Here is a 26,075-nt window from a genome sequence, read left to right as displayed (position 1 = left end):
GGGAGAGTCGCCGGCGCAAGTCCAAGGTATGCCTAGCCTAACCTGTCCGGTCTCTGGTCCCCGCAGTGTGACGCCGGGTGCCGCCCTCGGTCGCCTAGCCTTGAGGGGACATGGCACATCTTCTGGGGGCCGAGGCCCTGCACCTGGAATTCCCGACCAAGGTCGTCTTCGACCGGGTGTCGCTCGGCATCGACGAGGGCGACCGCATCGGCGTGGTCGGCCGCAACGGTGACGGCAAGTCGAGCCTGCTGGCGATGCTCGCCGGGCGGCTCGAGCCCGACGGCGGCCGCGTCACGGTGCGCGGCGGCGTGCGCGTCGGCGTGCTCGACCAGGCCGACACCCTCGACGACGCCCTCACGATCCGGGAGGCCGTCGTCGGCGAGCGCCCCGATCACGAGTGGGCGGGCGACGCGCGCACGCGTGACGTCATCGCAGGCCTCCTCGGCGACCTCCCGTGGGACGGTCCGGTCGCGGGGCTCTCCGGTGGTCAGCGACGACGAGTGTCGCTCGCGGCGCTGCTCGTGGGCGACGACGACGTCATCTTCCTCGACGAGCCCACGAACCACCTCGACGTCGAGGCGATCGCATGGCTCGCCGAGCACATCAAGCGCCGCTGGCCGGCGAACCAGGGCGGCCTCCTGGTCGTGACGCACGACCGGTGGTTCCTCGACGAGGTGTGCAACACCACGTGGGAGGTGCACGACCGCATCGTCGAGCCGTTCGAGGGCGGGTATGCCGCGTACATCCTGCAGCGCGTCGAGCGCGACCGCCAGGCGGCCGTCATCGAGCAGCGCCGCCAGAACCTCGCCCGCAAGGAGCTCGCATGGCTGCGCCGCGGTGCGCCGGCGCGCACGGCGAAGCCGAAGTTCCGCATCGACGCCGCCAACGTGCTCATCGCCGATGTGCCCGAGATCCGCGACGCGACCGAGCTGCGCTCGCTCGCCGTCTCCCGGCTCGGCAAGGACGTCGTCGACCTCCTCGATGCGGCGGTCTCCTACGACGGCCGCGAGGTGCTGCACCCGGTCGAGTGGCGGATCGCCCCCGGCGAGCGCACCGGCATCCTCGGCGTCAACGGCGCGGGCAAGTCGACGCTGCTCGGCCTCGTCTCGGGCGACGTGGAGCCCACCGCCGGGCGCGTGAAGCGCGGCAAGACCGTGAAGGTCGCGACCCTCACACAGCGTCTCGACGAGCTCGAGGAGCACCTCGGCGACCCCGTGCGCGTCGTCATCTCGCGTCTGCGCACCACGTACACCTTCGGCAGCGGCTCGAAGGCGCAGGAGCTGACGCCCGGCCAGCTGCTCGAGAGCATGGGATTCCAGAGCGCTCAGCTCTCCACCCCCGTCAAGGACCTGTCCGGTGGCCAGAAGCGCCGCCTGCAGCTGCTGCTGATCCTCCTCGAGCAGCCGAACGTGCTCATCCTCGACGAGCCCACCAACGACCTCGACACCGACATGCTCGCCGCCATCGAGGACCTCCTCGACTCGTGGCCGGGCACGCTTCTGGTCGTCTCACACGACCGGTACTTCATCGAGCGCGTGACCGACCAGCAGTACGCGATCCTCGGCGGCCACCTCCGCCACCTCCCCGGTGGCGTCGACGAATACCTGCGCCTGCGCGAGCGTGAGCGCACGGCGGGGCCGGCGACCTCGAAGGCGGCCGATGCTGCACCCGCAGCATCCGTGTCATCCACCACGCCGTCGCTGTCGGGGCAGGAGCTGCGCGCCGCGCAGAAGGAGGTCGCGTCGCTGGAGCGCCGCCTCGAGAAGCTCGAGACGCAGATCGCCGCCGCGAAGACGGCGCTCGCCGACCACGACCAGTCGGATTACGTCGGGCTCGGCGCCGAGATGGCCCGCATCGGCGAGCTCGAGAAGGAGCGCGACGGGGTCGAGGAGCGCTGGTTCGAGCTCACCGAGCAGCTCGGCTGAGCCCGGGTCAGTCCGCGGCGTCGAACCCGAGGCTGAGCTTGCGCAGCAGTGCGGCGAGCCGGTCGCGGTCGCCGCGTGACAGCGCGTCGAGCAGGAGCGCCTCGGCGTCGACGAGACGCGTGATCGCGGCATCCACCCGGATCTTGCCCTCGTCCGTGAGGGTGACCAGGATGCTGCGGCCGTCGTCGGGATCTGATTCGCGGCGCACCAGCCGGCGGCCGACGAGGCGGTCGATGCGGTTGGTCATCGTGCCGCTGGAGACGAGCGTCTGCTGCAGCAGCTGCTTCGGGCTGAGCTGGAACGGCTCGCCCGCTCGGCGCAGCGCCGAGAGCACGTCCCACTCCCACGGCTCGAGCTCGCTGCGCTTGAACGCGTCGCGGCGCGCGCGGTCGAGATGACGTGACAGCCGGTCCACGCGCGACAGCACGCCGAGAGGGGAGAAGTCGAGGTCGGGGCGCTGCGTGGTCCAGGCCTCGACGATGCGGTCCACCTCGTCGCTCTGCGCCGTCATGCCCCCATTATCCCGACCCGGCCCCCACACCCCGACGCGGACGGGCGCGCACGGGGCATCTGGCAGACTTGACGGGCGGCGCCCGGCACCCGGGAGCGCCGCGGTCCGCCGTGGTGTAATGGCAGCACGACAGCCTTTGGAGCTGTGAGGTCTAGGTTCGAGTCCTGGCGGCGGAGCATGACCGACACGACCCGCGACAACGCTCTGGCTGTCATCGTCCTGGCCGCAGGGCAGGGCACCCGCATGAAGTCCTCGACGCCGAAGGTGCTGCACCGCATCGGCGGTCGCCCGCTCGTCGGGCACGTGCTCGACACCGCGATCGCCCTCGGGCCCGAGCGCGTGGTCGTGGTCGTGCGGCACGAGCGCGACCTGGTGGCCGACGCCGTCGCGAGTGCCGTTCCGGGCGTGGTGGTGGTCGACCAGGACGAGGTCCCCGGCACCGGCCGCGCGGTCGAGGTGGCGCTCGACGCCCTCGGCGACTTCGCGGGCGACGTGCTCGTGCTGAGCGGCGATGTGCCGCTGCTCGAGGCCGACACTCTCGCGGCGCTCGTGCGCACCCATCGCGACCGCGCCGTGGCCGCGACCGTGCTCAGCGCCTCGCTCGACGACGCCACCGGCTACGGCCGCGTGATCCGCGATGCCGACGGCGCCGTGTCGCGCATCGTCGAACAGAAGGACGCGTCGGCGGATGAGGCATCCGTCACCGAGATCAACGCCGGGGTCTACGTCTTCCAGGTGCAGGCACTGCGCACCGAGCTGGCGCTCGTGGGCACCGCGAACGCGCAGGGCGAGAAGTACCTGACGGACGTCGTGGCGCTGCTGCGCGGCGACGGCCTCCTCGTCGCGGCGCAGACGGCTCCGGATGCCGCGGCCGCCCTGGGCGTCAACGACCGCGTGCAGCTGGCCGAGGCCGCCCGCATCCTGAACGCGCGGACGGTGCGGCGCTGGCAGCTGGAGGGCGTGACGATCCTCGACCCGGCGACGACGTGGATCGACGTGGACGCGAAGCTGGCGCCCGATGTGACGGTGCTGCCGAACACCCACATCCTGCGGGCGACGGTGATCGCGTCCGGTGCGATCGTCGGTCCCGACACCAGCCTCGTCGACTGCGAGGTGGGGGAGGACGCCACCGTCACGCGCACCGATGCGACGCTCGCCGTGATCGGCGCGAGGGCCACGGTCGGCCCGTTCGCCTACCTCCGCCCGGGGACGTATCTCGGCGAGAAGGGCAAGATCGGCACGTTCGTCGAGACCAAGAACTCCACGATCGGCGAGGGGAGCAAGGTTCCGCACCTCTCGTACATCGGCGACACCACGATCGGCAAGCACGTCAACCTCGGCGCCGGCGCGATCACCGCGAACTACGACGACCTGAACAAGCACCGCACCGAGATCGGCGACGAGGTGCACTCCGGCTCGCACAACGTCTTCGTGGCGCCCGTTAGGATCGGAGACGGCGCGAAGACCGGGGCCGGGGCGGTCATCCGCAAGGATGTGCCCGCCGGTGCCCTCGCTCTCAGCGTCGCCCCTCAGCGCAACGTCGAGGGGTGGGTCGAGAAGAACAGACCGGGTACCGGAGCGGCGGATGTCGCCGCCAAGGCCCGCAGCGCACAGAAGGCGGACGATGGCGCGCAAGAAGAAGACCGTTGAACTCGACCGGGCGAATGACATCGCCCCGGGACTCGTGGCCAAGACGAAGAAGCGTCTCGTCATCGCACGAGGCAGTTCCCATCCCGAGCTCGCGGCCGAGGTCGCCGCACAGCTGAGCACGGAGCTGGTGCCGACCGAGTACCGCACCTTCGCGTCGGGTGAGATCCTCACCCGATTCGAGGTCTCGATCCGCGGCTGCGACCTGTTCCTGATCCAGAGCTTCGGCCCGCCGGTCAACGAGTGGATGATGGAGACCCTCATCATGCTCGACGCCGCCAAGCGCGCGTCGGCCAAGCGCATCACCGTCGTCGCGCCGTACTTCCCGTACTCCCGTCAGGACAAGAAGGGCCGCGGCCGCGAGCCGATCAGCGCCCGCCTCGTCGCCGACCTCTTCAAGACCGCGGGCGCCGACCGCGTCATGAGCGTGGACCTCCATGCCGCGCAGATCCAGGGCTTCTTCGACGGTCCCGTCGACCACCTGTTCGCGAAGCCCGTGCTGCTCGAGTACTTCGAGAACACGCTGAGCGCCGAGGACCGCGAGCGCCTCACCGTCGTCTCGCCCGACACCGGCCGGGTGCGCGTCGCCGACCAGTGGTCCGACAGTCTCGGCGCTCCGCTTGCGATCATCCACAAGCGCCGCGACCCGAATGTCGCGAACCAGGTCACCGTCAACGAGATCGTCGGTGCCGTCGACGGGCGCGTCTGCCTCCTCGTCGACGACATGATCGACACCGGCGGCACGATCGTGAAGGCCGCCGAGGCGCTCAAGGCCAACGGTGCGGTCAAGGTGATCGTCGCCGCCACCCACGCGATCTTCAGCGACCCGGCTGCTCAGCGCCTGCAGAGCCCCGCGGTCGATGAGGTCGTCGTGACCGACACGGTGCCGATCCCCGCCGAGAAGCGCTTCGCGACGCTTACGATTCTGCCTATCGCACCCCTGCTCGCACGTGCGATCCACGAAGTGTTCGAGGACGGCTCCGTCACCAGCATGTTCGACGGGGCCGCCTGACGCCGGCGCCGAGTCGGGACCCCGGCTCCGCGGCGGCGACGGAAGGACGATGCAGAGATGTCGCAGCCGCTCGAGTCCACACCGCTGACGGAGGCCCGGCTGACCGTCGCGCGTCCATGGGCCATCCCCGCAGACGACGTGCTGGAGCATCTCGAAGCGGACGCCGGGGGTCTCAGCGCCGCTGACGCGGCGGAACGCCTCGAAGTCGCGGGGCCCAACCGCCTGCCCGAGCCGGCGCGCAAACCGGCGTGGCTGCGGTTCCTCGCGCACTTCAACGACACGTTGATCTACATCCTGCTGGGTGCAGCGGTCATCAAGGCACTCATGGGCGACTGGCTCGACTTCTGGGTGATCATGGTGGTCGCGATCATCAACGCGGTCATCGGGTACGTGCAGGAAGGCCGCGCCGAGAAGGCGCTCGCGGGCATCCGGGGCATGCTGTCGGCCGACGCCGGCGCGCGGCGAGACGGCAGCTGGGTCACCGTCCCGGCGTCGGACCTCGTCCCCGGCGACGTGGTGCGGCTGATGCCGGGCGACAAGGTGCCGGCCGACCTCCGACTGCTGCAGGCGCACCAGCTGCGCATCGACGAGGCCGCCCTCACGGGGGAGTCGGTGCCGTCGTCGAAGACGACCGATCCGGTCGCGTCTGACGCGGGCGTGGGCGACCGCGGATCGATGGCCTTCTCGGGAACCATCGTGAGTGCCGGCCAGGGCCGGGGCGTCGTGACCGCGACCGGCCCGACGACCGAGCTCGGCCGCATCCAGAGCCTCGCCGACGAGGCCGACGCGCTCGCCACTCCTCTCACCCGTCAGCTCGACAGCTTCGGCCGCGTTCTCACCGTCGTGATCCTCGGCATGGCGGCGGTCATGATGATGATCGGTCGGTTCCTCCACGGGATGCCGTATGACGAGCTGGTCTCGGCGGCCATCGGCTTCGCCGTCGCGGCGATCCCCGAAGGCCTGCCGGCGCTCGTCACGATCACGCTCGCCATCGGCGTGCAGCAGATGGCCCGCCACAACGCCATCACGCGCAAGCTCCCCGCCGTCGAGGCGCTCGGCTCGGTCACCACGGTCTGCTCCGACAAGACGGGCACGCTCACCCGCAACGAGATGACGGTGCGCCACATCGTCACCCCGCTCGCGGACTACGACGTCACCGGCCTCGGCTACGCGCCCGAGGGCGAGATCGTGCCGGCGGACGCAGACCCGGATGCCGGGGGCCGGGGCGATCTCGCCGCGATCCTCGCGATCGCGACCCTGTGCAACGACGCGCACATCGTTCGAGCCGACGACGGCTCGTGGAGCCTCGTGGGCGAGCCCACCGAGGGTGCGCTCAAGGCCGTCGCGATCAAGGGCGGCGTCGGAAGCACCGGAGGGCGCCGGGTCGCCGTCATCCCGTTCGACTCCGCCAACAAGCTCATGGCGACGCTGAACGAGGGCGCGCGCTCGGGAGGCGAGGCGGGTGAGGTGTCGCGGGCGATCCTCGTGAAGGGCGCGCCCGACCGGCTCCTCGAGCGCTCGCTCACGCAGCGCGGCGCGAACGGCTCCGAGCCGCTCGACCTCGCGCGCTGGGACGAGGCGGTCGCCAAGCTCAGCGGCCAGGGCCTGCGCGTCCTGGCCGCCGCACGCAAGCCGGTGCGTCCCACGACCGACGAGTTCGCGCTCGACGACCTGGTCGACCTCGAGTTCATCGGCCTGTGGGGCATCGTCGACCCTCCCCGTCCCGAGGCCGTCGAGGCGATCGCGGACTGCCACGCCGCCGGCATCCGGGTCAAGATGATCACCGGCGACCACGCCGGCACCGCCCTGGCGATCGCGCACGAGATGGGCCTGGCGGGCGCCGACGCGGAGGTGCTCACCGGCGCGGAGCTCGAAGCGCTCAGCCAGGAGCAGCTGCGCGAGGTGGTGCAGGGCGTCGACGTGTACGCGCGCACCAGTCCGGAGCACAAGATCCGCATCGTGCGCGCGCTGCAGTCGCACGGCGAGGTCGTGGCGATGACCGGCGACGGCGTCAACGACGCCCCCGCCCTGACGCGCGCCGACGTCGGCATCGCGATGGGCATCAAAGGCACGGAGGCCACGAAGGAAGCGGCGGAGTTCGTGCTCGCCGACGACAACTTCGCGACGATCCGCAGCGCCATCGCCGAGGGACGGCGCATCTACGACAATCTGCGCAAGTCGATCGTCTTCCTCCTGCCGACGAACGGGGCGCAGTCCCTGGTCATCCTGGTCGCTGTCGTGTTCGGCCTCGCGCTGCCGCTCACCAGCGTGCAGGTGCTGTGGGTGAACATGGTCACCGCCGTGACGCTCTCGCTCGCCCTGGCCTACGAGCCCGCCGAGCGCGGCATCATGCGCCGTCCGCCCCGCGCGAGCGGCGGTCCGATCATCAACCGCGGCGAGCTCGGATTCATCCTGATCGTGTCGCTCCTCATCGGCGGAGCGGCGATGGGCGTGTTCTACGGGGTGTCTGCGGCCGGAGCCGACCTCGAGGTGGCACGCACCGAGGCCGTCCTGATGCTCGCGTTCGGGCAGCTCGCGTTCCTGTTGAACTGCCGGTTCCTCACCCGTTCGAGCCTCACCCTCGACGTGCTGCGCGGCAACAGGGTGGTGTGGTGGTCGGCACTGGCGCTGGTGGTGCTGCAGCTCGTCTACACGTACGTGCCGTTCATGAACGTGCTGTTCGAGTCGCGGCCGCTGCCCGCGGCATCCTGGATCCTCCCGATCGTCGTGTCGGTCGGCATCTTCCTCGCGGTGGAGGCGCTGAAGGCGGTGCTGCGTGCGCGACGGGGCGCATCGGGCTCTGCGGCATCTCTCAAAGGCGGCTCATAGGCGGGCTTGAAAGGATCCCCTTCGACGCGGACATCGCGTCGACGCCACGAGCCCGACCCGAGCCAGGAGGACCGTCATGATCCGCACCGCACTCGCTTCCCGCCCCGTCCGCGCCGGCGCGGCCCTGACCGCCGTCGCCGGCATCGCCCTCCTCTCGGGCTGCGCGGCCACGGCCTCCGAGGCCGAAGAGCCCACCACGCCCGACACCGGATCGTCCTCGTCGACCGACACCGGCTCGACCGGGTCCGACACCGGCACCGGCTCGTACGCCGACGGCACGTACACGGCGGACGGCTCGTACGCGACGCCCGAGTCCGTCGAGACGATCAGCGTCACGGTGACCCTCGAGAACGACGTCATCACCGCGGTCGAGGTGACCGGCGACCCGCAGAAGCGCGAGTCGGAGCAGTACCAGGGCCAGTTCATCGGCGGCATCGCCGACGTGGTGGTCGGGCAGGACATCGACGACATCCAGGTCAGCCGCGTCGCCGGATCGTCGCTCACCAGCAACGGCTTCAACGAGGCCATCGAGACGATCAAGTCCGAAGCGGCGAGCTAGCCCATGAGCACCGTGCCGGCGTCGTGGCGCTTCGACGCCATCGGCACGAGATGGGAGATCGTCGCCGAGCGTCCGCTGCCCGCGGCGGTGCGCGACGAGGTGACCGCGCGGATCGATGCATTCGACCGCGCGTGGTCGCGGTTCCGCGAGGACTCCGACGTCAGCGCGCTCGCCGGGGGCGCGGTCTCCCTTCCGTCGCCCGAGGACGCCGCACCCATGCTCGACGCCCTCGCCGCCGTGTCTGACGCGACCGGGGGAGCCGTGAACCCGCTCGTCGGGGACTCGCTCGATGCGCTCGGCTATGACGCGCACTACTCGTTCCACGACGGCGGACCCGTGGCCGCGCCGCGCGACTGGCGCGAGCGGCTCAGCTGGCGCGACGGCCGACTCGCCCTCACCGAGCCCGCGACCGTCGATGTCGGCGCACTAGGCAAGGGGCGCCTCGTCGACCTCGTGCTCGACGTCCTGATGCGCACCGAGTCCGGAGACCTCACCGTCGACGCCGGCGGCGACCTCGCTGTGCGGGGGCGTCCGCAGCGCATCGGGCTGGAGCATCCGTTCGATCCGCGTCGCGCGATCGGCGTGTGGGAGGTGACGGATGCCGCGCTCTGCGCGTCCGCGATCAACCGGCGCGCGTGGCCGTCGGCGACGGGCACGACCCTGCACCACGTGCTCGACGCGCGCACCGGGCAGCCCGTGCGGACCTACGCGGCGACCTGGGCGGTGGCGGCCGACGCGATGACGGCCGACGCGATCGCGACCGCGCTGTTCTTCGACGGCGGTCCGCGCCTCGCGCTCGAGTGGGGCGCGGAGTGGGTGCGCATGAGCACCGACGGCCGCGTCGAGTGGTCGCCCGGCTGCCGCGCCGACCTGTTCGTGCGAGCAGATGTCGGACCCGGGACCGCGCCGGTTTCGCGACCGAATAGCCTTGAGGGGTGACCGAGTCTTCCTCCGGACACGTCGTCGGGGTCTCCCGCGACGACGCGCATCGCTTCAGCAAACCCGCGCGCGAGAGCATCACCCTGATCGCCGGGATCGGCGTCGAGGGCGACGCCCACGCCGGCGCGACCGTGCAGCACCTCTCGCGCATCACGCGCGACCCCATGACGCCCAACCTCCGTCAGGTGCACCTCATCCACGCCGAGCTGTTCGATCTCGTGGCGACGCGCGGCCACAAGGTGACGCCCGGTGCACTGGGGGAGAACATCACGACCGCGGGCATCGACCTGCTGGGTCTGTCGCGCGGCACGCGACTCGAGCTCGGTGGGGACGCGGTGATCGAGATCACCGGACTCCGAAACCCCTGCGCGCAGATCAACGGACTCTCGGAAGGGCTCATGAAAGAACTGGTCTCCGTCGACGACAGCGGCGCCACCGTGCGTCTCGCGGGCGTCATGTCGGTCGTGCTCGCAGGCGGCGTCGTGCGCCCGGGCGACAGCATCCGTGTCATCCCGCCCGCGGGTCTCTTCGAGCCCCTGCAGCCGGTGTGACGCGGATGGGATCGCTGACCGCTCTCTGGAACCGCGTCTTCGCGGTGCTCGGCCGCATGTCGATGTACCGTCTCGTCTATTTCGCGCTCGCGGCGCTCGCCGTCGTCGCGCTGCTGCTGTCGTTCTTCGATCTCGTCGGACCCGACCCGCTGCAGCTGATCGCGACGCTCGTCGTGCTCTCGGCGGTGTGCGTGGGGGTGGATGCTGCCGCCCAGCGCGTGCTGAACCTCCCGTGGCGTCTCGAATCGTCGCTCATCACGGCGCACATCCTGCTGTTCGTGCTGCGGCCGACGTACGAGCTCGTGGGGCTTCTGGGCATCGCGATCGCCGCCGCCGTCGCGTCGCTGTCGAAGTACGTGCTCGCGTGGCGCGGCCGGCACATCTTCAATCCCGCGGCGGTCGGCGCGACCGTCCTGACCCTGCTGAGCCTGGCGTGGCCGGACCTCGGCGCGTCTTCGTGGTGGGTGGGCACGCCTGCGCTCGCTGCACCCGTGATCCTGCTGGGTCTCGCCGTGCTCGTGCGCACCGAGAAGGTGCGCGTCGTCGCGATCTTCCTCGTGATCGCGGTCGGGGTCGCGATCTTCCGCATCGCGGCGCAGTACCAGGCGGCCGGCTTGGACCTTGAGATCCTCGACGTGCTGTGGCCGGTGCTGTGGTCGTCGCCGTTCCTGTTCCTCGGCGCGTTCATGCTGTCCGAGCCGCTCACGCTGCCACCGCGCCGCTGGCAGCAGTTCACCGTCGCGGCGGTCGTGGGCGTGCTCGCCGGATGGCCGATCGCGATCGGCGACGTCACCCTCGGGCAGGAGCGCGCCCTCCTCGTCGGCAACCTGGTCGCCTTCGCGTTCGCCGTCCGCACCGCGGTGCGGCTCACGCTCGTCGCGCGCTCCGAACCGACGCCCACCGTCCAGGAGCTCACCTTCCGCGTGCACGACCGGCTCGCGTTCCTGCCGGGGCAGTATCTCGAGCTCGAGGTGCCGCACCGGCATCCCGACGCCCGCGGCACGCGCCGCGAGTTCAGCATCGCCTCGGCGCCCGCCGACCTGCCGTTCGTGAAGGTGGCCTTCAAGGAGGGCAAGACCACGAAGCCGCTGAGCTCGTACAAGAAGGCGCTCGCGCTGGTGGAGCCGGGCGACGAGCTCGCCATCACCGGCGTGTGGGGCGACTTCCTGCTTCCCAAGCGCGACGCGGCGCCGATCCTGATGGTCGCCGCCGGCATCGGTGTGACGCCGTTCGTGTCGCAGCTCGGCCAGGAGACGGCCAACGGCGTCGACCGTGACGTGGTCCTGGTCTACGTCGCGTCGGATTCCTCGGAGCTGGCCTACCGCGACGAGATCGAGGCATCCGGAGCCCGCGTCGTGGTGTTCACGCGCGACCGGCCCGCCGACCTCCCGGCCCACTGGGTGTGGGCGCAGGGGGTCCGCCTCGACGCCGAAGGCCTCGTGCGGATGGTGCCCGACATCTCGTCGCGCCACGCGTACATCTCCGGGCCCGCGGGTCTGATCGCCGAGCTCGCCCCCGCGCTCGAGAAAGCCCGCTCGATCACCACCGACGCCTTCAGCGGCTACTGACGCCGCGCCGTGGTGTGCGCCGGGTGCAGGCGTGTCGTCTTCGGGCGCCAGAGCGCTCTTCCGCTCTTTGCCCTCACCGGTCGTTGGGCGAGCGAGGAACGACCTCGGCTCAGCTGTGCGCGACCGGGTCGGCGGGGCGGGCCGGCAGGCGGACCTCGAAGGTCGTGTCGCCGGGCGTGCTGGCGACACGGATGCTGCCGCCATGCGCGTCCACGATCGCCCGGGCGATCGAGAGGCCCAGGCCGGTGCCGCCGGTCTGACGGGCACGGGAGCGGTCGGCGCGCGAGAAGCGTTCGAACAGCTCGTCCGTGAGGGACGGATCGATGCCGGGGCCGTCGTCGTGCACGCGGAGGATCGCCTCCGTGCCGTTGCGAGAGACGCTCACGGTGACGGTCGTGCCCGCCGGCGTGTGCGTGCGCGCGTTGGCGAGCAGGTTCGCGGCGACCTGGTGCAGGCGCCCGGTGTCACCGGCGATCAGCACCGGCTCGTCGCCGACCTCGAGCACCCACTCGTGGTCGGGACCGGTCGGCGTGACGTCGCTCACCGCGTCGATCGCGAGCCGCGTCAGGTCGACCGTGCCGTAGACGAGTTCCTGGCCCTCGTCGAGCCGCGCGAGCAGCAGCAGGTCCTCGACGAGCGACGTCATGCGCAGCGACTGCGCCTGGATGCGTTCGAGCGACGCCTCGGTCGTCTCGAGGGCCGTGCTCTGACCGCGGCTGAGCGCGGTGAGCGACAGCTCCGAGTAGCCGCGGATCGACGCCAGGGGCGTGCGCAGCTCGTGGCTGGCGTCGGCGACGAAGCTGCGCATGCGCTCCTCGTTGCGCTGGCGCGCGGTGAGGGACTCGTCGACGTGGTCGAGCAGGGTGTTGAGGGCGGCGCCGACACGGCCGACCTCGGTGCGCGGGTCTGACTCGCGCACGGGGACGCGCTCGGCGATCGAGACCTCGCCCTGGTCGAGCTGCAGCACCGACACGCGTGCCGCGGTGTCGGCGACGGCGCGCAGGGGCGCGAGGCCTCGGCGGATCGTCCACGCGGTCGCGACGGCGAGCAGCAGCAGGCCGCCCGCGGTGAGCAGGCCGATCGTGATGAGCATGCGCGTGAGGGTCTCGGTGATCCCGGCACGCGACAAGCCGACGATGATGGTCGTGCCGCCGAACGACACGCCTTCGATGCGGTAGGTGCCGAGTTCGTCGATCGTCACGACGAGCTGGCCGCGCTGCCCCTGAGCGCTGTCGTTGATCTCGGTGATCTGGTCGTCGGTCAGAGCGACCACGTCGCCGTTCTGGTCGACGACGGCCGCGCTGGCGTCTCCCGGCAGCGACTGCACGGCGAGGAAGTAGCCGGGCTGGCGCGGTTGCTGCTCGAGGATCTGCTCCGCGGTCAGTCCTCCCGCGACGGGGCCCCGCAGATACTCGACGCTCTGGCGCTCGGCCTTCACCTCGGCGTCGAGCTGCTGCTCGAGCACCTGCCCCAGGATCGCGCTCGTCGCCACCGCGACGAGCACCAGGATGAACGACGTGATGCCGACCACCGTGACGATCAGCTTGCGCTGCAGGTTCCACGGTGCTCGGCGGGGGAGGGTGCCCTGGGTGTCTTGCACGGGAGGAGTGGATGCCTCGGCCTGCGCGTCCGCGCCGGTCGAGGCATCCGTCGCCCTCGTCGTCAGGGGGGAGGGAGTCTTCTGATCCGTCACTGCGGCGCCTTGATCATGTAGCCGACGCCGCGCACGGTATGGATGAGGGGTTCGAGTCCCGCGTCGATCTTCTTGCGGAGGTACGAGATGTAGAGCTCGACGACGCTCGAGCGGCCGCCGAAGTCGTAGTTCCAGACGCGATCGAGGATCTGCGCCTTCGAGACCACGCGGCGCTGGTTGCGCATGAGGTAGCGGAGCAGCTCGAACTCGGTCGCGGTGAGCTCGATCTCGGTGCCGGCGCGCTCGACCTCGTGGCTGTCCTCGTTGAGGGTGAGGTCGCCGACGCGGAGGATCGGCTCGGCGCCCGCGGCGTGGGCGGTGCCGGCGCGGCGCATGAGCCCGCGAAGACGCGCGACGACCTCCTCGAGGCTGAAGGGCTTCGTGACGTAGTCGTCGCCGCCGGCAGTGAGCCCGGCGACGCGGTCGCTCACGGCGTCCTTCGCGGTCAGGAACAGCACCGGAACGTCGTCGCCCGCCTGACGCAGCCGCTGCAGCACGGACATGCCGTCGAGGTCGGGCATCATGATGTCGAGCACCATCGCGTCGGGCTCGAAGTCCCGCGCGGACTGCAGCGCCTCGAAGCCGGAGCCCGCGGTGCGGACCTCCCAGCCCTCCATGCGCAGCGCCATCGACAGCAGGTCGGTGAGCATCTGCTCGTCGTCGACCACGAGGACGCGGAGGTTCGAGCCGTCGGGACGCAGGAGGGCCGGTGCGGGGTTGGTCATGCGTCCATTGTGCGGGCCTTCCTATGCGATTCCTATGGAGCCCGCTATGCGCCGGCTGTGAAACCGCACTCGTCCGTGAGACCCCAGTCGCGGGACGAGACTCCGGGGTTCACCCGAGGTCTCGTCCCGGCACTGTCGTCTCACCGTTCATAAGGGGTGCATAGGTCGCGCTGAGGGCGCGCATCACGCCGCTCCGTAGCGTCACGTCGACGGCCGGCATTCCGCCTGCCAAGAGGAGACCCATGTACTTCACCTATCTGCGGCGGGAGCTGGCCGGCCGCAAGAAGCAGACGATCATCGTGGCCGCCGGCCTCGCGATCGCGATCGCCCTCGTGATGATCGTGAACTCGCTCGCCGCAGGCGTGAGCGCCGCGCAGGCGAAGGCGCTCGAGTCCGTGTACGGGGTCGGCACCGACCTCACCGTGACCGGTGCACAGGCGGAGCCGGGCCAGGGCGGTGCCCGGTTCGACTTCGGCCAGGACGGCGGGTCGACCACCGACGACGGCACCACCGAGCTCAGCCAGTCGCGGCTCGTGACCGAGCTGATGCGCGCGACGCTCGACGCCACGACCCTCGACACCGTGACGGGCGTCGAGGGCGTGTCCGCGGCATCCGCAGCCCTCAGCCTCACGAACATGACGTTCTCCGGGGAGCTGCCGCAGCGTCCCGATGACTCGACGGACTCCGGCACGGGCACGCAGGGCCAGCCCCCGCAGCAGGGCGAGGGCGGGGGCGGCGGCTTCGGCGGCGGTTCGTTCGGCGTCGACTCGTTCACGGTGCTCGGCATCGACCCGTCGGCGGACGCCGTCGGCCCGCTGTCTGCCGTGGAGGTCTCCGACGGCCGCGGCCTCGAGGTGTCCGACGAGGGCGCGTACGTCGCCGTGCTCGACGCGACCTACGCCTCGACGGCCGACCTCGCCGTCGGCGGCACCATCGACATGGGCGGTCAGGAGTTCGAGATCGTCGGACTCGTCGCCTCGACCTCGGACGAGGCCGACACCGCCTCCGACGTGTACATCCCGCTGGGCGTCGCCCAGGAGCTCTCGGGCGCCGGCGACGTCGTCTCCACCGTCTATGTGCAGGCCGCGTCATCGGACGCCATCGCCTCGGTGCAGGCGGCCCTCCAAGAGGAGCTGCCCGACGCCACGGTGAGCTCGCAGGCGGACCTCGCCTCGACCGTGTCGGGATCGCTCTCGAGCGCCTCCACCCTCATCACGAACCTCGGCACGTGGCTCTCGCTCATCGTGCTCGCCGTCGCGCTCGTGCTCGCCGTGCTCTTCACGATCTCGGGCGTCTCACGCCGTACGCGGGAGTTCGGCACGCTCAAGGCCATCGGCTGGTCCAACGGCCGCGTGGTCGGCCAGGTGGCGGGGGAATCGGTCGTGCAGGGCGCGATCGGCGGCGTGATCGGCCTCATCATCGGCTTCGCCGGCATCATCGCCGTCAACCTCATCTCGCCGACGATCTCGACGGCACCGGCGGCACAGAGCTTCGGCCCCGAAGGCGGTCAGAGCGGTGGCCCGATGGGCGGTGGCGGCGGTGCGTTCGGCAACGTCATGCAGTCGGCGGGCACCGACATCGTGCTGTCGGCGCCGATCACCCTCTGGGTCGTCGTCGCGGCAGTCGGGATCGCGGTGCTCGGCGGCCTGGTAGCCGGTGCATTCGGCGGCTGGCGCGCAGCCCGGCTCAGCCCCGCCGAAGCCCTGCGATCGGTGGGCTGAGGCATCCCATGTCCGACACCATCCCCACCACACCCGAACCCACCTCACCGACGGGAGAGCACGTCATGACCATGATCGACACCGAGCGGGCCGCCGCTGCGGATGCTGCGCCCCAGGCGCAATACCGCCTCGAAGGCGTGACCCGCACCTACACGCAGAAAGGCCGCGTCGTGAAGGCGCTCGCCGGCGTCGACCTCACCATCGACGCGGGCGACTTCGTCACGATCCAGGGCCCGACCGGCGGCGGCAAGTCGACGCTGCTGCAGCTGCTCGGCGCGCTCGACCGTCCGACCACCGGCTCGGTGCACCTGGGCGAGATCGACATCGCGACCGCGAACAACCGCGAGCTCGGCCGCATCCGCGCGCACGAGATCGGCTTCGTGTTCCAGGGGTTCAACCTCATCCCCACCCTCACGGCGCACGAGAACGTCGACATGGCGCTCGAGCCGCTGGGGCTGTCGAGGGACGAGCGCACCGCGCGGGTCACGGAGGCGCTCACGCACGTCGGGCTCGCCGAGCGCGCCGACCACCGCCCCGGCGAGCTGTCGGGCGGTCAGCAGCAGCGTGTCGCGATCGCACGGGCGATCGTCAAGCGGCCGCGCGTGCTGCTCGCCGACGAGCCGACGGGCAACCTCGACGAGAGCATGCGCGACGAGATCCTCGCGGTGCTGCAGTCCCTCAACGACGAAGGACTCACGCTCATCGTCGTGACGCACGACTCGGCGGTCGCGCGGCGCGCTCGGCGCCGCCTGCGCCTCGACAAGGGGACGGTGCGCGACATCACGCGCTGATCAGGGCCTGGCCGGCGTTCAGCCGGCAGCGCGCACGAAGGCCGCGATGCGATCGAAGAGCGCGTCGCGGCCTTCGTCGATCTGCTGCGCCTCGGGGTTCGCGTCGTAGTACGCGAGGATGCGTCGCGCACCCTCGTCGAACGTGATCGTGGTGCGGAACTCGGGCACGAGCTGCTGCACCTTCGACACGTCGAAGACCATGGAATGCGCCTTGTCGCCGATGAGGGTCGGCCCGAGTGCGGGCTCGAACGCGGCGATCGTGTCGGAGGCGACGTGCACGATGTCGGGGGAGGCCACACCCGCCGCATCGGCCAGCCACCCGTAGATCTGGTTCCAGCTCGGCGCGTGCGTGCCGGTGATCGTGAACGCCTCGCCGATCGCGGCGGGATTGCCGAGCAGACCCGTGAACGCGACCGCGAAGTCGTCGCTGTGCGTGATGGTCCACAGGCTCGTGCCGTCGCCGTGCACGATGACCGGGCGCCCCTCGCGCATGCGCGCGATGTCGGTCCAGTGGCCGAGGGTCGGCAGCAGCCGCTCATCGTAGGTGTGGGACGGGCGGATGATCGTGACGGGCAGACCGCGCTCGCGATGGGCGGCGACCAGCACGTCTTCGCACGCGATCTTGTCGCGCGAGTACTGCCAGTACGGGTTGCGCAGCGGCGTCGACTCGGTCACCGGCAGCCGGCGCGGCGGCTTCTCGTACGCGGAGGCGGAGCTGATGAACACGTACTGGCCGGTGCGCCCCTCGAACAGGTCGAGGTCGGTCGCGATGTGCTCGGGTGAGAACGCCAGGAACTCGGCGACCACGTCGAAACGGCGATCGCCGATCGCGGCGCGGACGGCTGGGGCATCGCGGATGTCGGCCTCGATGAGCTCGACCGCCGGCGGGAGCGGCCGGCGGGCGCCGCCGCGGTTCAGGACCGCCACGTCGTGCCCGAGGGCGACCGAACGGCGTACGCACGCCGCGCTGATGGTTCCGGTGCCGCCGATGTAGAGGATGCTCGTCACCTTCGCGAGCCTACGCCGGTCCGCCCACCCGCCGCGGCCGTGGACGACTCGGCCGGGCGAACCCTGGTCGATGTCGGCGCCGACCTCTAGCCTGGCCGTCATGAGCAACGACGACCTCAGCACCGGCGCCGTCGGCACCGTCATCCGTCCGGGCGATTCCGAATGGGAATCCGCCCGCCGCTTCCACTCCGGCATCGGCTCGCCCGCCGCCGTCATCCGCGCCGCCGCCGTCGACGACGTGCGCGGCGCCCTCCGCTACGCCTCGGCGGAGCGGCTCGACATCATGATCCGCGGCGGCGGTCACAGCGCCTGGGGCGGGGTGCCCGGTGGCCTCACCGTCGACATCTCCGCGCTCGACGACATCGAGGTCGACGGCACCCGCGTCCGCGTCGGCGGGGGAGCGCAGTGGGGCGCGGTCGCACACGCGCTCGCCGAGCGCGGACTGGGGATCAGTTCGGGCGACACCGCATCGGTCGGCGTCGGCGGCCTCACCCTCGGCGGCGGCATCGGCTGGATGGTGCGCGCGTGGGGTCTGGCGTCCGACCAGCTCGTGGGCGCCCAGCTCGTGACCGCTCGCGGCGAGGTGGTGGAGGCGACGGATGCCTCGCACCCCGAGTTGCTGTGGGCCCTCCGCGGCGGTGGCGGCAACTTCGGTGTCGTCACGCGGTTCGACTTCGAGGCGCACCCCCTCGACGGCGTGGTGCACGCGGTCTACGGCATCGAGGGCGACGCCCGCCCGATCATCCGCGTGCTGCGCGATCTGATGACCGATGCCCCACGCGACCTCACCGTCACGTACATGGATGTGCCCGCGATGGACCCGAGTGCGCCCGCGGGCGCCTCCATCACGGCGGTGTGGATCGGCACCGACGAAGAGGCCGCGCGTCGCGCGCTGGCGCCGCTCGCGGGCGCGCCCGGCGTGACCGAGCGCGAGTTCGGGGTGCAGGAGTATCCCGACGTGCTGCTCGAGGCCCCCGAGTTCGACCCCGAGCAGCCGATGCCCGGCTTCGTCGGCGGCAACACCCTGCTGCCGGTGCTCGACGACGAGACGATCGAGAAGCTCGCGTCGTTCCGCGAGCAGCACCCCGCATCCGTCGCGTTCCTGCGCTCGCTGGGCGGGGCGTACGGCGACGTCTCCCAGGACGACTCGGCGTTCCCCGCTCGCGACGCGACATGGTTCGCGATGGCCGGCGCGTTCGACGTGCCGGGCATGCTCGACGACGCGACGCGCGCGCAGGTCATCGAGGAGTGGGATGCGATCGAGTCGAAGGGGTCGGGCGTGTACGGCAACTTCACCGTTTCGACCGACGCCACGTTCGCCGACCGGATGTACCCGCCGGCGACGATGGCCCGCCTTGCCGCGGTCAAGCGCGAGTGGGATCCCGGCAACGTGTTCTGCCGCAACCACAACGTCAAGCCCGGCCCGAACGGCCACGCCGCCTGACCCGTCCGCCCACCCGGTCTTGCTGGCACGGGCTGAAACGCCGAGGGCGGATCCCCGGTGTGGGGATCCGCCCTCGGACGTACGGTCGAGGCGTCAGTGGGTGTCTTCGGCTTCGATCTCGGTGCGGTCGCCGGACCACAGCGTGTGGAAGGTGCCTTCCTTGTCGATGCGCTTGTAGGTGTGGGCGCCGAAGAAGTCGCGCTGGCCCTGGATGAGGGCGGCGGGCAGGCGCTCGGCGCGCAGGCCGTCGTAGTACGACAGCGACGACGAGAACGCGGGGGCGGGGATGCCGGCTCCCGCTGCTGCCGACACGATCCGGCGCCACGCGCCCTGGGCACGGCCGAGGGCCTCGACGAAGTACGGGGCGGTGAGCAGCACGGGCAGCTCGGGCTGGGCGTCGTAGGCGTCGGCGATGCGGTTGAGGAACTGGGCGCGGATGATGCAGCCCGCGCGCCAGATCTTCGACACCGCGCCGAGGTCGATGGTCCAGTCGTACTCGGCGGCGCCGGCGCGGATCTCGTCGAAGCCCTGCGAGTACGCGACGATCTTCGACGCGTAGAGGGCGAGGCGCACGTCCTCGATGAACGCGTCGGCGTCGTCGACCTTCAGGCCCTCCTCAGGACCCGGCAGGTCGCGCGAGACCTCGCGCTGCTCGGGATGCGAGGAGAGCGAGCGGGCGAACGTCGCCTCGGCGATGCCCGAGACCGGCACGCCGAGCGACAGCGCGGTCTGCACGGTCCAGGCGCCGGTGCCCTTGGCGCCGGCCTGGTCCAGGATGACGTCCACGAGCGGCCGGCCGGTGGCGGCGTCGACCTGACGCAGCACCTCTGCGGTGATCTCGATGAGGTAGGACTCGAGCTCGCCCTGGTTCCACTCGGCGAAGACCTCGGCGATCTCGGCGGGGCTCTTGCCGGTGCCGCGGCGGATCAGGTCGTAGGCCTCGGCGATGAGCTGCATGTCGGCGTACTCGATGCCGTTGTGCACCATCTTGACGAAGTGGCCGGCGCCGTCGTGGCCGACGTGCGTGACGCACGGCTCGCCCTCGGCGACCGCGGCGATGGACTTGAGGATCGGGCCGAGGGTGACCCACGACTCGTCCGAGCCGCCGGGCATGATCGACGGGCCGTTGAGCGCGCCCTCCTCGCCGCCGGAGATGCCGGCGCCGACGAAGTTGATGCCGGTCTCGCGGACGGCCTTCTCGCGGCGGATGGTGTCGGTGAAGAGGGCGTTGCCGCCGTCGACGATGATGTCGCCGGGCTCGAACACCTCGACCAGCGCGTCGATGACCGCGTCGGTGGGGCGGCCGGCCTTGACCATGATGATCGCGGCGCGCGGCTTCTGCAGCGACGCGGCGAACTCCTCGTACGAGAACGCGGGCACGAACTCGGCCTCGGGGTGCGCCGCGGTCAGCTCGTCGGTCTTGGACCGGCTGCGGTTGTAGACCGCGACCGTGTTGCCCTCGCGGCTGGCGAGGTTGCGGGCGAGGTTCGACCCCATCACCGCAAGACCCACCACACCGATGTTCGCTGCATTCTCGGACACTCGAGCTCCTGTCTTCGTTGCTATTCAGCCTAAAGTCTGACCTGTTCGTGTTACACGACATGGCCGGCTGCTCACGCCGCGAGGCGGCCGAATGTGAGCGTGGGGTTTCGGGCGGGGCGGCTCGCGGCTGACGTGACGAGCCTAGCCCGGGAGCGTTGTGGGTCTCGGCCGGAGCGTCATGAACCTTCGAGCCGCAGGGCCGACGCGACGAGCGCCGCCTGGTCCTCGGGCGGCAACGCGATGTCGATGTCGATCGCCTGCTCGTCGGGCCCGGGTGCCTCGAGCGTCGCGAACTGGGAGTCGAGCAGCGCCGGGGGCATGAAGTGCCCCTGCCTGCGCATCATGCGGTCGCGCACGACCGCCGCGTCTCCCGTGAAGTTCACGAACGTGACGTTGTCGCGGCGGAGGATGTCGCGATAGCTGCGCTTGAGCGCCGAGCAGGTCACGATGCCGGGCTCGCCTGCCGCGCGGCGCTCGTCGATCCACGCCGCGACGAGCTCCAGCCACGGGATCCGGTCCGCGTCGGTGAGTGCGTGACCGCGTCGCATCTTCTCGACGTTGGCAGCCGGATGGAGATCGTCGCCCTCTTGGAACGGCCATCCGAGCCTGCCGGAGAGCATGGCCCCGACGGTGGACTTGCCGGTGCCGGACGGACCCATGAGGACGAGGATGGGCGAGGCCGACAGCATCCGATTTCTCCCTTCACCGCTCATACGAACACGCTGACGGCGAGGACGCCGACAAGTCCGACGACCGAGATGAGGCACTCGAGAACCGTCCAGCTCTTGAGCGTCTGCGTGATGCTGAGACCGAAGTACTCCTTGATGAGCCAGAAGCCCGCGTCGTTGACGTGCGAGAGGAAGACCGATCCCGAGCCGATCGCGAGCACGAGCAGTGCCGACATCGCCGGGTCGAGGCCCACCGTGAGCGGCTGGAGGATGCCGGCCGCGGTGATCGTGGCGACCGTGGCGGATCCGGTCGCGACGCGGATGACGGCGGCCACGAGCCAGGCGAGGAACAGGATAGAGAGACCGGACTCGGCGATGAGGTTCGCGATGACGTCGCCGATGCCGGTGTCGACGAGTACCTGCTTGAACCCGCCGCCGGCGCCGACGATCAGCAGGATGCCGGCGATCGGGCCGAGCGACGAGCCCACCGACTTCGCGATCTCATCTCTGCCGAATCCGGCTCCGCCGCCGAGCACGAAGAAGCCGACGATGACGGCGATGAGGAGCGCGACCGCGGGTGTGCCGAGGAAGTCGATGACGGCCTTGGCCGGAGCGGTCGAGCCTGGCGCGATGATGTCGGCGATCGCGCGGGCGAGCATGAGCACGACGGGCAGCAGGATGCTGGCGAGGGTGGCGGCGAATGATGGGCGCCGCGTCTGCTGCTCGCCCTCGTCCTCCGCGGTGACGAACAGATCGGGCACCGGAACGCGTACCCAGCGGGCGGCGAGGCCCGAGAACAGGGGGCCTGCCACGATCACCGCGGGTATGGCGACCAGCACGCCCAGGGCGAGGGTGATGCCGAGGTTGGCGCCGAGGATGTCGATGGCGGCGAGCGGGCCGGGATGCGGCGGCACGAGGCCGTGCATCGCGGACAGGCCCGCGAGCGCCGGGATCGCGATCTTCATGAGCGGCAGGCCCGAACGACGCGCGACCAGGATGATGACCGGGACGAGCAGGACGAGGCCGACCTCGAAGAACATCGGCAGGCCGATGATGGCGCCGATGAAGCCCATGATCCAGGGGAGGCTCCGGGGCGTGGCGCGGGCGACGAGGGTGTCGACGATGCGGTCGGCACCGCCGGAGTCTGCCAGCAGCTTGCCGTAGATGGCGCCGAGCGCGATGAGGATGCCGACGCCGCCCATCGTCGCGCCGAAGCCCGTCGTGAAGCTGACGATCGTCTTGCCGGGTTCGAACCCGGCGATGATCCCGGTGGCGATGGCGCCCATCATCAGGGCGAGGAAGGGGTGCACCTTCAGCCAGGTGATCAGCACCACGATGATCGCGATGCCGATGACGGCGGCGGTCAGCAGCTGCCACGGCGGGCCGACGGGGGTCACTTCGGCCGCGGCGGCCGGCAGGGAGAGAAGTCCGGAGAGAACCATGAGCGTCCTTGATCGAAACAGGGTCGGTCTTTGACCCGAGGATGCCGTTTAGTCTGACGTGATATCCATCGACTGTCAATATGTACGACATAAAAACTGCATGGTGCGCGAATGTCGGACGACACGACGTCGGTGCGGCACAATCGGACCATGGCCGACACGCCCCACGGCAGTCCCGTTCACGACGCCCTCGTCGAGCGGCTCGGCGCCGCGATCGTGCACGGCGAGCATCCCGCCGGATCGCGCCTGTTGACCACTGCGCTGGCGGAGTCCTCGGGCGCCTCGCGATCGGCGGCGCGTGAGGCGGTGAGGGTCCTCGAATCCCTCGGTCTCGTCCAGGTGCGCCGCAAGGCGGGCATCGAGGTGCTGCCGGTGGAGCAGTGGAACGTCTACGCCCCCGAGATCATCGCGTGGCGCCTCGACGGGCCCGGGCGCGCGCGCCAGCTGCACGAGCTGGGCGAGCTGCGCGGCGCGGTCGAGCCGCTCGCGGCGCGGCTCGCGGCCGCCAACGCGACCGATGCGCAGCGCCAGGAGCTCGTGGCGGCGGCGCTGGGCATGGCGCGTCACGACCAGCAGGCGGCGGAGGCCGAGTACCTCGACGCCGACGTCCGGTTCCATCGCACGCTGCTGAGCGCCTCCGGAAACCCGATGCTCGGGGTGCTCGGGGGAGTGGTGCAGGCGGTCCTCGAAGGCCGCACGCGTCACGCGCTGATGCCGCACGAGGCGAACCCCGATGCGGTGCGCTGGCATCGCGACGTCGCGTTCGCGGTCGCGAGCGGCGAGGCGGACGCGGCGTTCGAGGCGATGTCGCGGATCGTCAGTGAATCCGATGCCGCGATCGACGAGGTCGTCGGGGACGAATTCGCGGGGACGGCCGGGGAGCGTGAGCGCTCAGAACCCGGACGGCGAGGTCAGTCCTTGCGGTAGCCCTGGCGGCCGAGGCTCCAGAAGGCGAGCACCGTGCCGAGAGCGCCGACGGCGGCCATGGCGCCGATGAGCCAGAGAAGAGCGTGGCTAGCGAAGCCGTAGTCCATGGGGTCCTCCGTGTGAGCGGGAAGCAGGTGCGTTCCTCATCGTAGCGGGGGCGCTGGTAGACTCTTGTCCGAACTTCGGCGAGGGATGCCTCGCGCCTGTCGAGCGGCGGGCTGCGGCATCCGTGATCGACGCGGTGATGCCGGCCTCCCGGGCTTTCCTCACGCGCGTGCGTTCGAGTCGAAGACATCCCTGATACCCGGGCCCGCCACCGCGCAGGCCGATTCGGAACGGCCATGCGCCGCCGCAGAAATGGGCCCCGCGCCCGCAAGGAGAACACCATGTCGACTGAGCCCGACACCAAGGTCCACGCCGAGTTCCGCGAGAGCTTCGGCAAGGGCTTCGCCCGCCGCCTCCGCGCTGCCGGCAAGATCCCCGCCGTCATCTACGGCCACGGCACCGACCCTGTGCACGTCGCCCTTCCGGGCCACCAGGTCTCGCTGCTCATCCGCCGCGCCAACGCGGTGCTCGAGCTCGACCTCGACGGCACCTCGCAGCTGACGCTCGTCAAGGACGTCCAGAAGGACCCGGTGCACCAGATCGTCGAGCACATCGACCTCCTCGTGGTGAAGAAGGGCGAGAAGGTCGAGATCGAGGTGCCGATCGTGGTCGTGGGCGAGTCCGCCCCCGGCACCATCGCGAACCTCGACAACACGACCGTCACGGTGCAGGCCGAGGCGACGCACATCCCCGAGCACATCGAGGTCGACGTCGAGGGCCTCGAGGACGGCACGCACATCACCGCGGCCGACCTGAAGCTGCCGAAGGGCTCGGTCCTCGTCGCCGACGCCGAGCTGCTCATCGTCGCCATCTCGGTCCCGGCTGCGGCACTCGCCGCAGAGGAGGAGATCGCCGAGGCCGACGCCGAGCTCGCCGCCGAGCAGTCGGAGGCGTCGGAGGGGGCCGCGGAGGCCGCCGCCGAGTAATCGGACGCCGAGCGATCGGATCGCTTTCCGGCGAGGGGGTGCGGATGCCGCACCCCCTCGCTGCGTCTCACGAGGGGTCTGCGCCGACGACGTGGCGCGGGCTCGGGCAGGATGGATGACATGGCAGACACGTGGCTGATCGTCGGGCTCGGCAACCCCGGCCCCCGCTACGAGCTCACGCGCCACAACGTGGGGCAGCTCGTCGTCGACGAGCTCGCCGGCCGGCGCAGCGAGTCGTTCAAGGCGCACAAGACGAACGCCCGCGTCGTCGAGACGTGGCTGCGCCCCGGCGGACCCAAGCTCATCCTCGCCAAGCCCAACACCTTCATGAACGTCTCGGGCGGACCGGTGGCCGGGCTCGCGAAGTTCTACGGCATCGATGCCGACCACGTCGTGGTCGTGCACGACGAGCTCGACATCCCCTTCGACACGATCAAGCTGAAGATCGGCGGCGGCCACGGCGGCCACAACGGCGTGCGGGACGTGGCGAAGGCGCTCGACACCGCGGAGTTCCCGCGCGTGCGCGTCGGCATCGGCCGCCCTCCCGGCCGCCAGGACGCCGCCGACTGGGTGCTCGACCCGTTCGGCGCCACCGAGCGCAAGAACCTCCCGATCCTCGTCGGCGACGCCGCCGACGCGGTCGAGCAGCTCGTGGCCGAGGGATTGCTCGCCACCCAGCAGAAGCACCACGCCCCCCGCGTCTGACCCCGCGCAGCGCGCACCGCCGCCCGAGGAGCCTCAGGTCTTTCCCTCCTCAGTTGAGGGCGAGTGCCGAGATGAGGGCCGACCCAGGGGTTTCGCTCCGCATTTCGGCTCGCGTCCTCAAATGAGGAGAAGGACGCGAGCGGATGCTGTCGCTCCGGGTATCGAGCCGCGTCAGCCGCCGATGCCGGTCCCGGCGGCGAGGCCCGCGGTGAGGAAGCCCTGCACGACGGCGCCGAAGGCGATCGGGCCGAGGGCGGCGATGACGACCGCCGCGATGCCGGCGCCGCGGCCGCGTCCCTTGACGACCGCGATGATCCCCTGCACGAGAGCCCACACGCCGATCGCGGTGCCGACCCAGAACGAGACCTCGCCCATCAGCACCCAGTCGCGCACGGGCGTGAGGACCGACCAGTCGAAGTCGCCGGTGAACGGTCGTGACGAGATCTCGCGGCCGGCGCCGAGCCCGATGTTGAAGCTCGCGATCGCGGCCGTCAGGCTCGCGCCGATCGTGGCGACGAGTGCGAGCGCGAGCGCGACGATCCCGAGTGCGCCGCTGCGCTTCACGGGAGCGGGAGCACCGTACGCGATGGCGGATGGGGCCGCCGGCGCCACCGGATAGCCCGCCGGCGGCGCGTAGCCGGGTGGCGGCGCGTACGCGCCCGCCGGGGGCGTCGCCCATCCCTGCGGGGTCGCCGCAGCGGCGCCCTGATGCCCGGGGGCGGGGGCTTCGCTCGTCGGGGTCCCGAACGGCGCCGCTCCGGGCGGCGCCCAGCCGCCGGGCTGAGCGGGCGGGTTCTGGGGCGCGTCGGGCTGGCTCACAGCCTCATCCTAGGAGCG

General features: G+C 70.9%; 23 protein-coding genes and 1 tRNA gene. 15 read left to right on the top strand and 9 right to left on the bottom strand.

What is annotated here, in order from left to right; genetic code table 11:
• The first annotated feature begins 110 nt into the window (after positions 1 to 110).
• Positions 111 to 1,925 carry an ABC-F family ATP-binding cassette domain-containing protein gene (locus ASF40_RS09190; RefSeq protein ID WP_056368092.1) on the top strand — a complete coding sequence of 605 codons (1,815 nt, stop codon included), beginning with the start codon at positions 111 to 113 and terminating at the stop codon, positions 1,923 to 1,925.
• Between the two features lie 7 nt (positions 1,926 to 1,932).
• Here the strand turns inward: ASF40_RS09190 and ASF40_RS09185 are convergent, their stop codons facing one another.
• A complete protein-coding gene (locus ASF40_RS09185) occupies positions 1,933 to 2,436 on the bottom strand; it encodes a MarR family winged helix-turn-helix transcriptional regulator (protein ID WP_045299837.1) in 504 nt (167 codons plus the stop codon).
• A gap of 104 nt (positions 2,437 to 2,540) precedes the next feature.
• On the opposite strand from ASF40_RS09185, the gene ASF40_RS09180 reads away from it, so the two are divergent.
• The 8 genes from ASF40_RS09180 to ASF40_RS09145 all read left to right on the top strand — a co-directional run bounded on the left by ASF40_RS09180 (position 2,541) and on the right by ASF40_RS09145 (position 11,541).
• A tRNA-Gln gene (locus ASF40_RS09180) sits at positions 2,541 to 2,612 on the top strand.
• A gap of 1 nt (position 2,613) precedes the next feature.
• A complete protein-coding gene (glmU, locus tag ASF40_RS09175; protein ID WP_056368091.1) occupies positions 2,614 to 4,086 on the top strand; it encodes a bifunctional UDP-N-acetylglucosamine diphosphorylase/glucosamine-1-phosphate N-acetyltransferase GlmU in 1,473 nt (490 codons plus the stop codon).
• Positions 4,061 to 5,095 carry a ribose-phosphate diphosphokinase gene (locus ASF40_RS09170; RefSeq protein WP_056368089.1) on the top strand — a complete coding sequence of 345 codons (1,035 nt, stop codon included), beginning with the start codon at positions 4,061 to 4,063 and terminating at the stop codon, positions 5,093 to 5,095. Before glmU ends, ASF40_RS09170 begins: the two co-directional genes overlap by 26 nt.
• A 57-nt stretch (positions 5,096 to 5,152) precedes the next feature.
• Entirely contained in the window at positions 5,153 to 7,924 is a 2,772-nt protein-coding gene (locus tag ASF40_RS09165) for a cation-translocating P-type ATPase (RefSeq protein ID WP_056368087.1), read from the top strand.
• A gap of 76 nt (positions 7,925 to 8,000) precedes the next feature.
• Positions 8,001 to 8,483 (top strand): FMN-binding protein, encoded by a 483-nt coding sequence (locus tag ASF40_RS21090; RefSeq protein ID WP_056368085.1) that lies wholly within the window; start codon positions 8,001 to 8,003, stop codon positions 8,481 to 8,483.
• Between the two features lie 3 nt (positions 8,484 to 8,486).
• Entirely contained in the window at positions 8,487 to 9,422 is a 936-nt protein-coding gene (locus ASF40_RS09155; protein ID WP_056368083.1) for an FAD:protein FMN transferase, read from the top strand.
• Entirely contained in the window at positions 9,419 to 9,973 is a 555-nt protein-coding gene (locus ASF40_RS09150) for an MOSC domain-containing protein (RefSeq protein ID WP_056368081.1), read from the top strand. Before ASF40_RS09155 ends, ASF40_RS09150 begins: the two co-directional genes overlap by 4 nt.
• A gap of 5 nt (positions 9,974 to 9,978) precedes the next feature.
• Positions 9,979 to 11,541 (top strand): FAD-dependent oxidoreductase, encoded by a 1,563-nt coding sequence (locus tag ASF40_RS09145; RefSeq protein ID WP_056368079.1) that lies wholly within the window; start codon positions 9,979 to 9,981, stop codon positions 11,539 to 11,541.
• Between the two features lie 109 nt (positions 11,542 to 11,650).
• Here the strand turns inward: ASF40_RS09145 and ASF40_RS09140 are convergent, their stop codons facing one another.
• Together ASF40_RS09140 and ASF40_RS09135 are read right to left on the bottom strand one after the other, a co-directional pair.
• Positions 11,651 to 13,234 carry a sensor histidine kinase gene (locus tag ASF40_RS09140; protein ID WP_327037405.1) on the bottom strand — a complete coding sequence of 528 codons (1,584 nt, stop codon included), beginning with the start codon at positions 13,232 to 13,234 and terminating at the stop codon, positions 11,651 to 11,653.
• Positions 13,231 to 13,959, bottom strand: coding sequence for a response regulator transcription factor (locus ASF40_RS09135; protein ID WP_056368077.1), 729 nt, complete (start codon positions 13,957 to 13,959; stop codon positions 13,231 to 13,233). The genes ASF40_RS09140 and ASF40_RS09135 overlap by 4 nt, the downstream gene beginning before the upstream one ends.
• A gap of 242 nt (positions 13,960 to 14,201) precedes the next feature.
• Between ASF40_RS09135 and ASF40_RS09130 the strand changes: the two genes are divergently transcribed.
• Positions 14,202 to 15,680: an ABC transporter permease gene (locus ASF40_RS09130; RefSeq protein WP_056368075.1), complete on the top strand. Its 1,479-nt coding sequence runs from the start codon at positions 14,202 to 14,204 to the stop codon at positions 15,678 to 15,680.
• Positions 15,681 to 15,745: 65 nt separating this feature from the next.
• Complete coding sequence (locus tag ASF40_RS09125) at positions 15,746 to 16,471, top strand: ABC transporter ATP-binding protein (RefSeq protein ID WP_056368419.1); 726 nt, start codon at positions 15,746 to 15,748, stop codon at positions 16,469 to 16,471.
• Positions 16,472 to 16,489: 18 nt separating this feature from the next.
• Here the strand turns inward: ASF40_RS09125 and ASF40_RS09120 are convergent, their stop codons facing one another.
• Positions 16,490 to 17,479: an SDR family oxidoreductase gene (locus ASF40_RS09120; RefSeq protein ID WP_056368073.1), complete on the bottom strand. Its 990-nt coding sequence runs from the start codon at positions 17,477 to 17,479 to the stop codon at positions 16,490 to 16,492.
• 100 nt (positions 17,480 to 17,579) lie between these two features.
• On the opposite strand from ASF40_RS09120, the gene ASF40_RS09115 reads away from it, so the two are divergent.
• Positions 17,580 to 18,923 (top strand): FAD-binding oxidoreductase, encoded by a 1,344-nt coding sequence (locus ASF40_RS09115; protein ID WP_056368072.1) that lies wholly within the window; start codon positions 17,580 to 17,582, stop codon positions 18,921 to 18,923.
• A gap of 93 nt (positions 18,924 to 19,016) precedes the next feature.
• On the opposite strand, the gene gndA is transcribed toward ASF40_RS09115, so the two are convergent.
• The 3 genes from gndA to ASF40_RS09100 all read right to left on the bottom strand — a co-directional run bounded on the left by gndA (position 19,017) and on the right by ASF40_RS09100 (position 22,575).
• Complete coding sequence (gene gndA, locus ASF40_RS09110) at positions 19,017 to 20,465, bottom strand: NADP-dependent phosphogluconate dehydrogenase (protein ID WP_056368069.1); 1,449 nt, start codon at positions 20,463 to 20,465, stop codon at positions 19,017 to 19,019.
• Between the two features lie 176 nt (positions 20,466 to 20,641).
• Positions 20,642 to 21,178, bottom strand: coding sequence for a gluconokinase (locus ASF40_RS09105; RefSeq protein WP_235560176.1), 537 nt, complete (start codon positions 21,176 to 21,178; stop codon positions 20,642 to 20,644).
• Positions 21,175 to 22,575, bottom strand: coding sequence for a GntP family permease (locus tag ASF40_RS09100; protein ID WP_082496941.1), 1,401 nt, complete (start codon positions 22,573 to 22,575; stop codon positions 21,175 to 21,177). The genes ASF40_RS09105 and ASF40_RS09100 overlap by 4 nt, the downstream gene beginning before the upstream one ends.
• Positions 22,576 to 22,725: 150 nt before the next feature.
• Here ASF40_RS09100 and ASF40_RS09095 point away from each other — a divergent pair, with 150 nt between their 5' ends.
• On the top strand, positions 22,726 to 23,502 hold the full coding sequence (locus ASF40_RS09095; protein WP_200919455.1) for a FadR/GntR family transcriptional regulator: 777 nt from the start codon (positions 22,726 to 22,728) through the stop codon (positions 23,500 to 23,502).
• Here ASF40_RS09095 and ASF40_RS21590 read toward each other — a convergent pair.
• Positions 23,487 to 23,609 carry a hypothetical protein gene (locus ASF40_RS21590; protein WP_262927523.1) on the bottom strand — a complete coding sequence of 41 codons (123 nt, stop codon included), beginning with the start codon at positions 23,607 to 23,609 and terminating at the stop codon, positions 23,487 to 23,489. The two genes, ASF40_RS09095 and ASF40_RS21590, sit on opposite strands and share 16 nt — an antisense overlap.
• Before the next feature lie 279 nt (positions 23,610 to 23,888).
• Between ASF40_RS21590 and ASF40_RS09090 the strand changes: the two genes are divergently transcribed.
• Both ASF40_RS09090 and pth read left to right on the top strand, forming a co-directional pair.
• Entirely contained in the window at positions 23,889 to 24,533 is a 645-nt protein-coding gene (locus tag ASF40_RS09090) for a 50S ribosomal protein L25/general stress protein Ctc (protein WP_056368067.1), read from the top strand.
• A 120-nt stretch (positions 24,534 to 24,653) separates the two neighbouring features.
• The gene (gene pth, locus ASF40_RS09085) at positions 24,654 to 25,238 is read left to right on the top strand and encodes an aminoacyl-tRNA hydrolase (RefSeq protein ID WP_056368065.1); all 585 of its coding nucleotides are present in this window, start codon (positions 24,654 to 24,656) and stop codon (positions 25,236 to 25,238) included.
• Between the two features lie 171 nt (positions 25,239 to 25,409).
• Here the strand turns inward: pth and ASF40_RS09080 are convergent, their stop codons facing one another.
• Positions 25,410 to 26,057 carry a hypothetical protein gene (locus ASF40_RS09080; RefSeq protein WP_056368063.1) on the bottom strand — a complete coding sequence of 216 codons (648 nt, stop codon included), beginning with the start codon at positions 26,055 to 26,057 and terminating at the stop codon, positions 25,410 to 25,412.
• Positions 26,058 to 26,075 lie beyond the last annotated feature (18 nt).

Origin of the sequence: Microbacterium sp. Leaf288, assembly GCF_001422925.1 — a bacterium.
Lineage (GTDB): Bacteria > Actinomycetota > Actinomycetes > Actinomycetales > Microbacteriaceae > Microbacterium.
Note: the sequence above shows the minus strand (reverse complement) of the source record. Positions and strands in the feature narration are given on the sequence as shown.

Excerpts from the sequence above, each read along its gene's own strand:
- ASF40_RS09190 (WP_056368092.1), top strand. The coding sequence starts at position 111 with ATGGCACATCTTCTGGGGGCCGAGGCCCTGCACCTGGAATTCCCGACC.
- ASF40_RS09185 (WP_045299837.1), bottom strand. The coding sequence starts at position 2,436 with ATGACGGCGCAGAGCGACGAGGTGGACCGCATCGTCGAGGCCTGGACC.
- glmU (WP_056368091.1), top strand. The coding sequence starts at position 2,614 with ATGACCGACACGACCCGCGACAACGCTCTGGCTGTCATCGTCCTGGCC.
- ASF40_RS09170 (WP_056368089.1), top strand. The coding sequence starts at position 4,061 with ATGGCGCGCAAGAAGAAGACCGTTGAACTCGACCGGGCGAATGACATC.
- ASF40_RS09165 (WP_056368087.1), top strand. The coding sequence starts at position 5,153 with ATGTCGCAGCCGCTCGAGTCCACACCGCTGACGGAGGCCCGGCTGACC.
- ASF40_RS21090 (WP_056368085.1), top strand. The coding sequence starts at position 8,001 with ATGATCCGCACCGCACTCGCTTCCCGCCCCGTCCGCGCCGGCGCGGCC.
- ASF40_RS09155 (WP_056368083.1), top strand. The coding sequence starts at position 8,487 with ATGAGCACCGTGCCGGCGTCGTGGCGCTTCGACGCCATCGGCACGAGA.
- ASF40_RS09145 (WP_056368079.1), top strand. The coding sequence starts at position 9,979 with ATGGGATCGCTGACCGCTCTCTGGAACCGCGTCTTCGCGGTGCTCGGC.
- ASF40_RS09135 (WP_056368077.1), bottom strand. The coding sequence starts at position 13,959 with ATGACCAACCCCGCACCGGCCCTCCTGCGTCCCGACGGCTCGAACCTC.
- ASF40_RS09130 (WP_056368075.1), top strand. The coding sequence starts at position 14,202 with ATGTACTTCACCTATCTGCGGCGGGAGCTGGCCGGCCGCAAGAAGCAG.
- ASF40_RS09125 (WP_056368419.1), top strand. The coding sequence starts at position 15,746 with ATGACCATGATCGACACCGAGCGGGCCGCCGCTGCGGATGCTGCGCCC.
- ASF40_RS09115 (WP_056368072.1), top strand. The coding sequence starts at position 17,580 with ATGAGCAACGACGACCTCAGCACCGGCGCCGTCGGCACCGTCATCCGT.
- ASF40_RS09105 (WP_235560176.1), bottom strand. The coding sequence starts at position 21,178 with ATGAGCGGTGAAGGGAGAAATCGGATGCTGTCGGCCTCGCCCATCCTC.
- ASF40_RS09100 (WP_082496941.1), bottom strand. The coding sequence starts at position 22,575 with ATGGTTCTCTCCGGACTTCTCTCCCTGCCGGCCGCCGCGGCCGAAGTG.
- ASF40_RS09095 (WP_200919455.1), top strand. The coding sequence starts at position 22,726 with ATGGCCGACACGCCCCACGGCAGTCCCGTTCACGACGCCCTCGTCGAG.
- ASF40_RS21590 (WP_262927523.1), bottom strand. The coding sequence starts at position 23,609 with ATGGACTACGGCTTCGCTAGCCACGCTCTTCTCTGGCTCATCGGCGCC.
- ASF40_RS09090 (WP_056368067.1), top strand. The coding sequence starts at position 23,889 with ATGTCGACTGAGCCCGACACCAAGGTCCACGCCGAGTTCCGCGAGAGC.
- pth (WP_056368065.1), top strand. The coding sequence starts at position 24,654 with ATGGCAGACACGTGGCTGATCGTCGGGCTCGGCAACCCCGGCCCCCGC.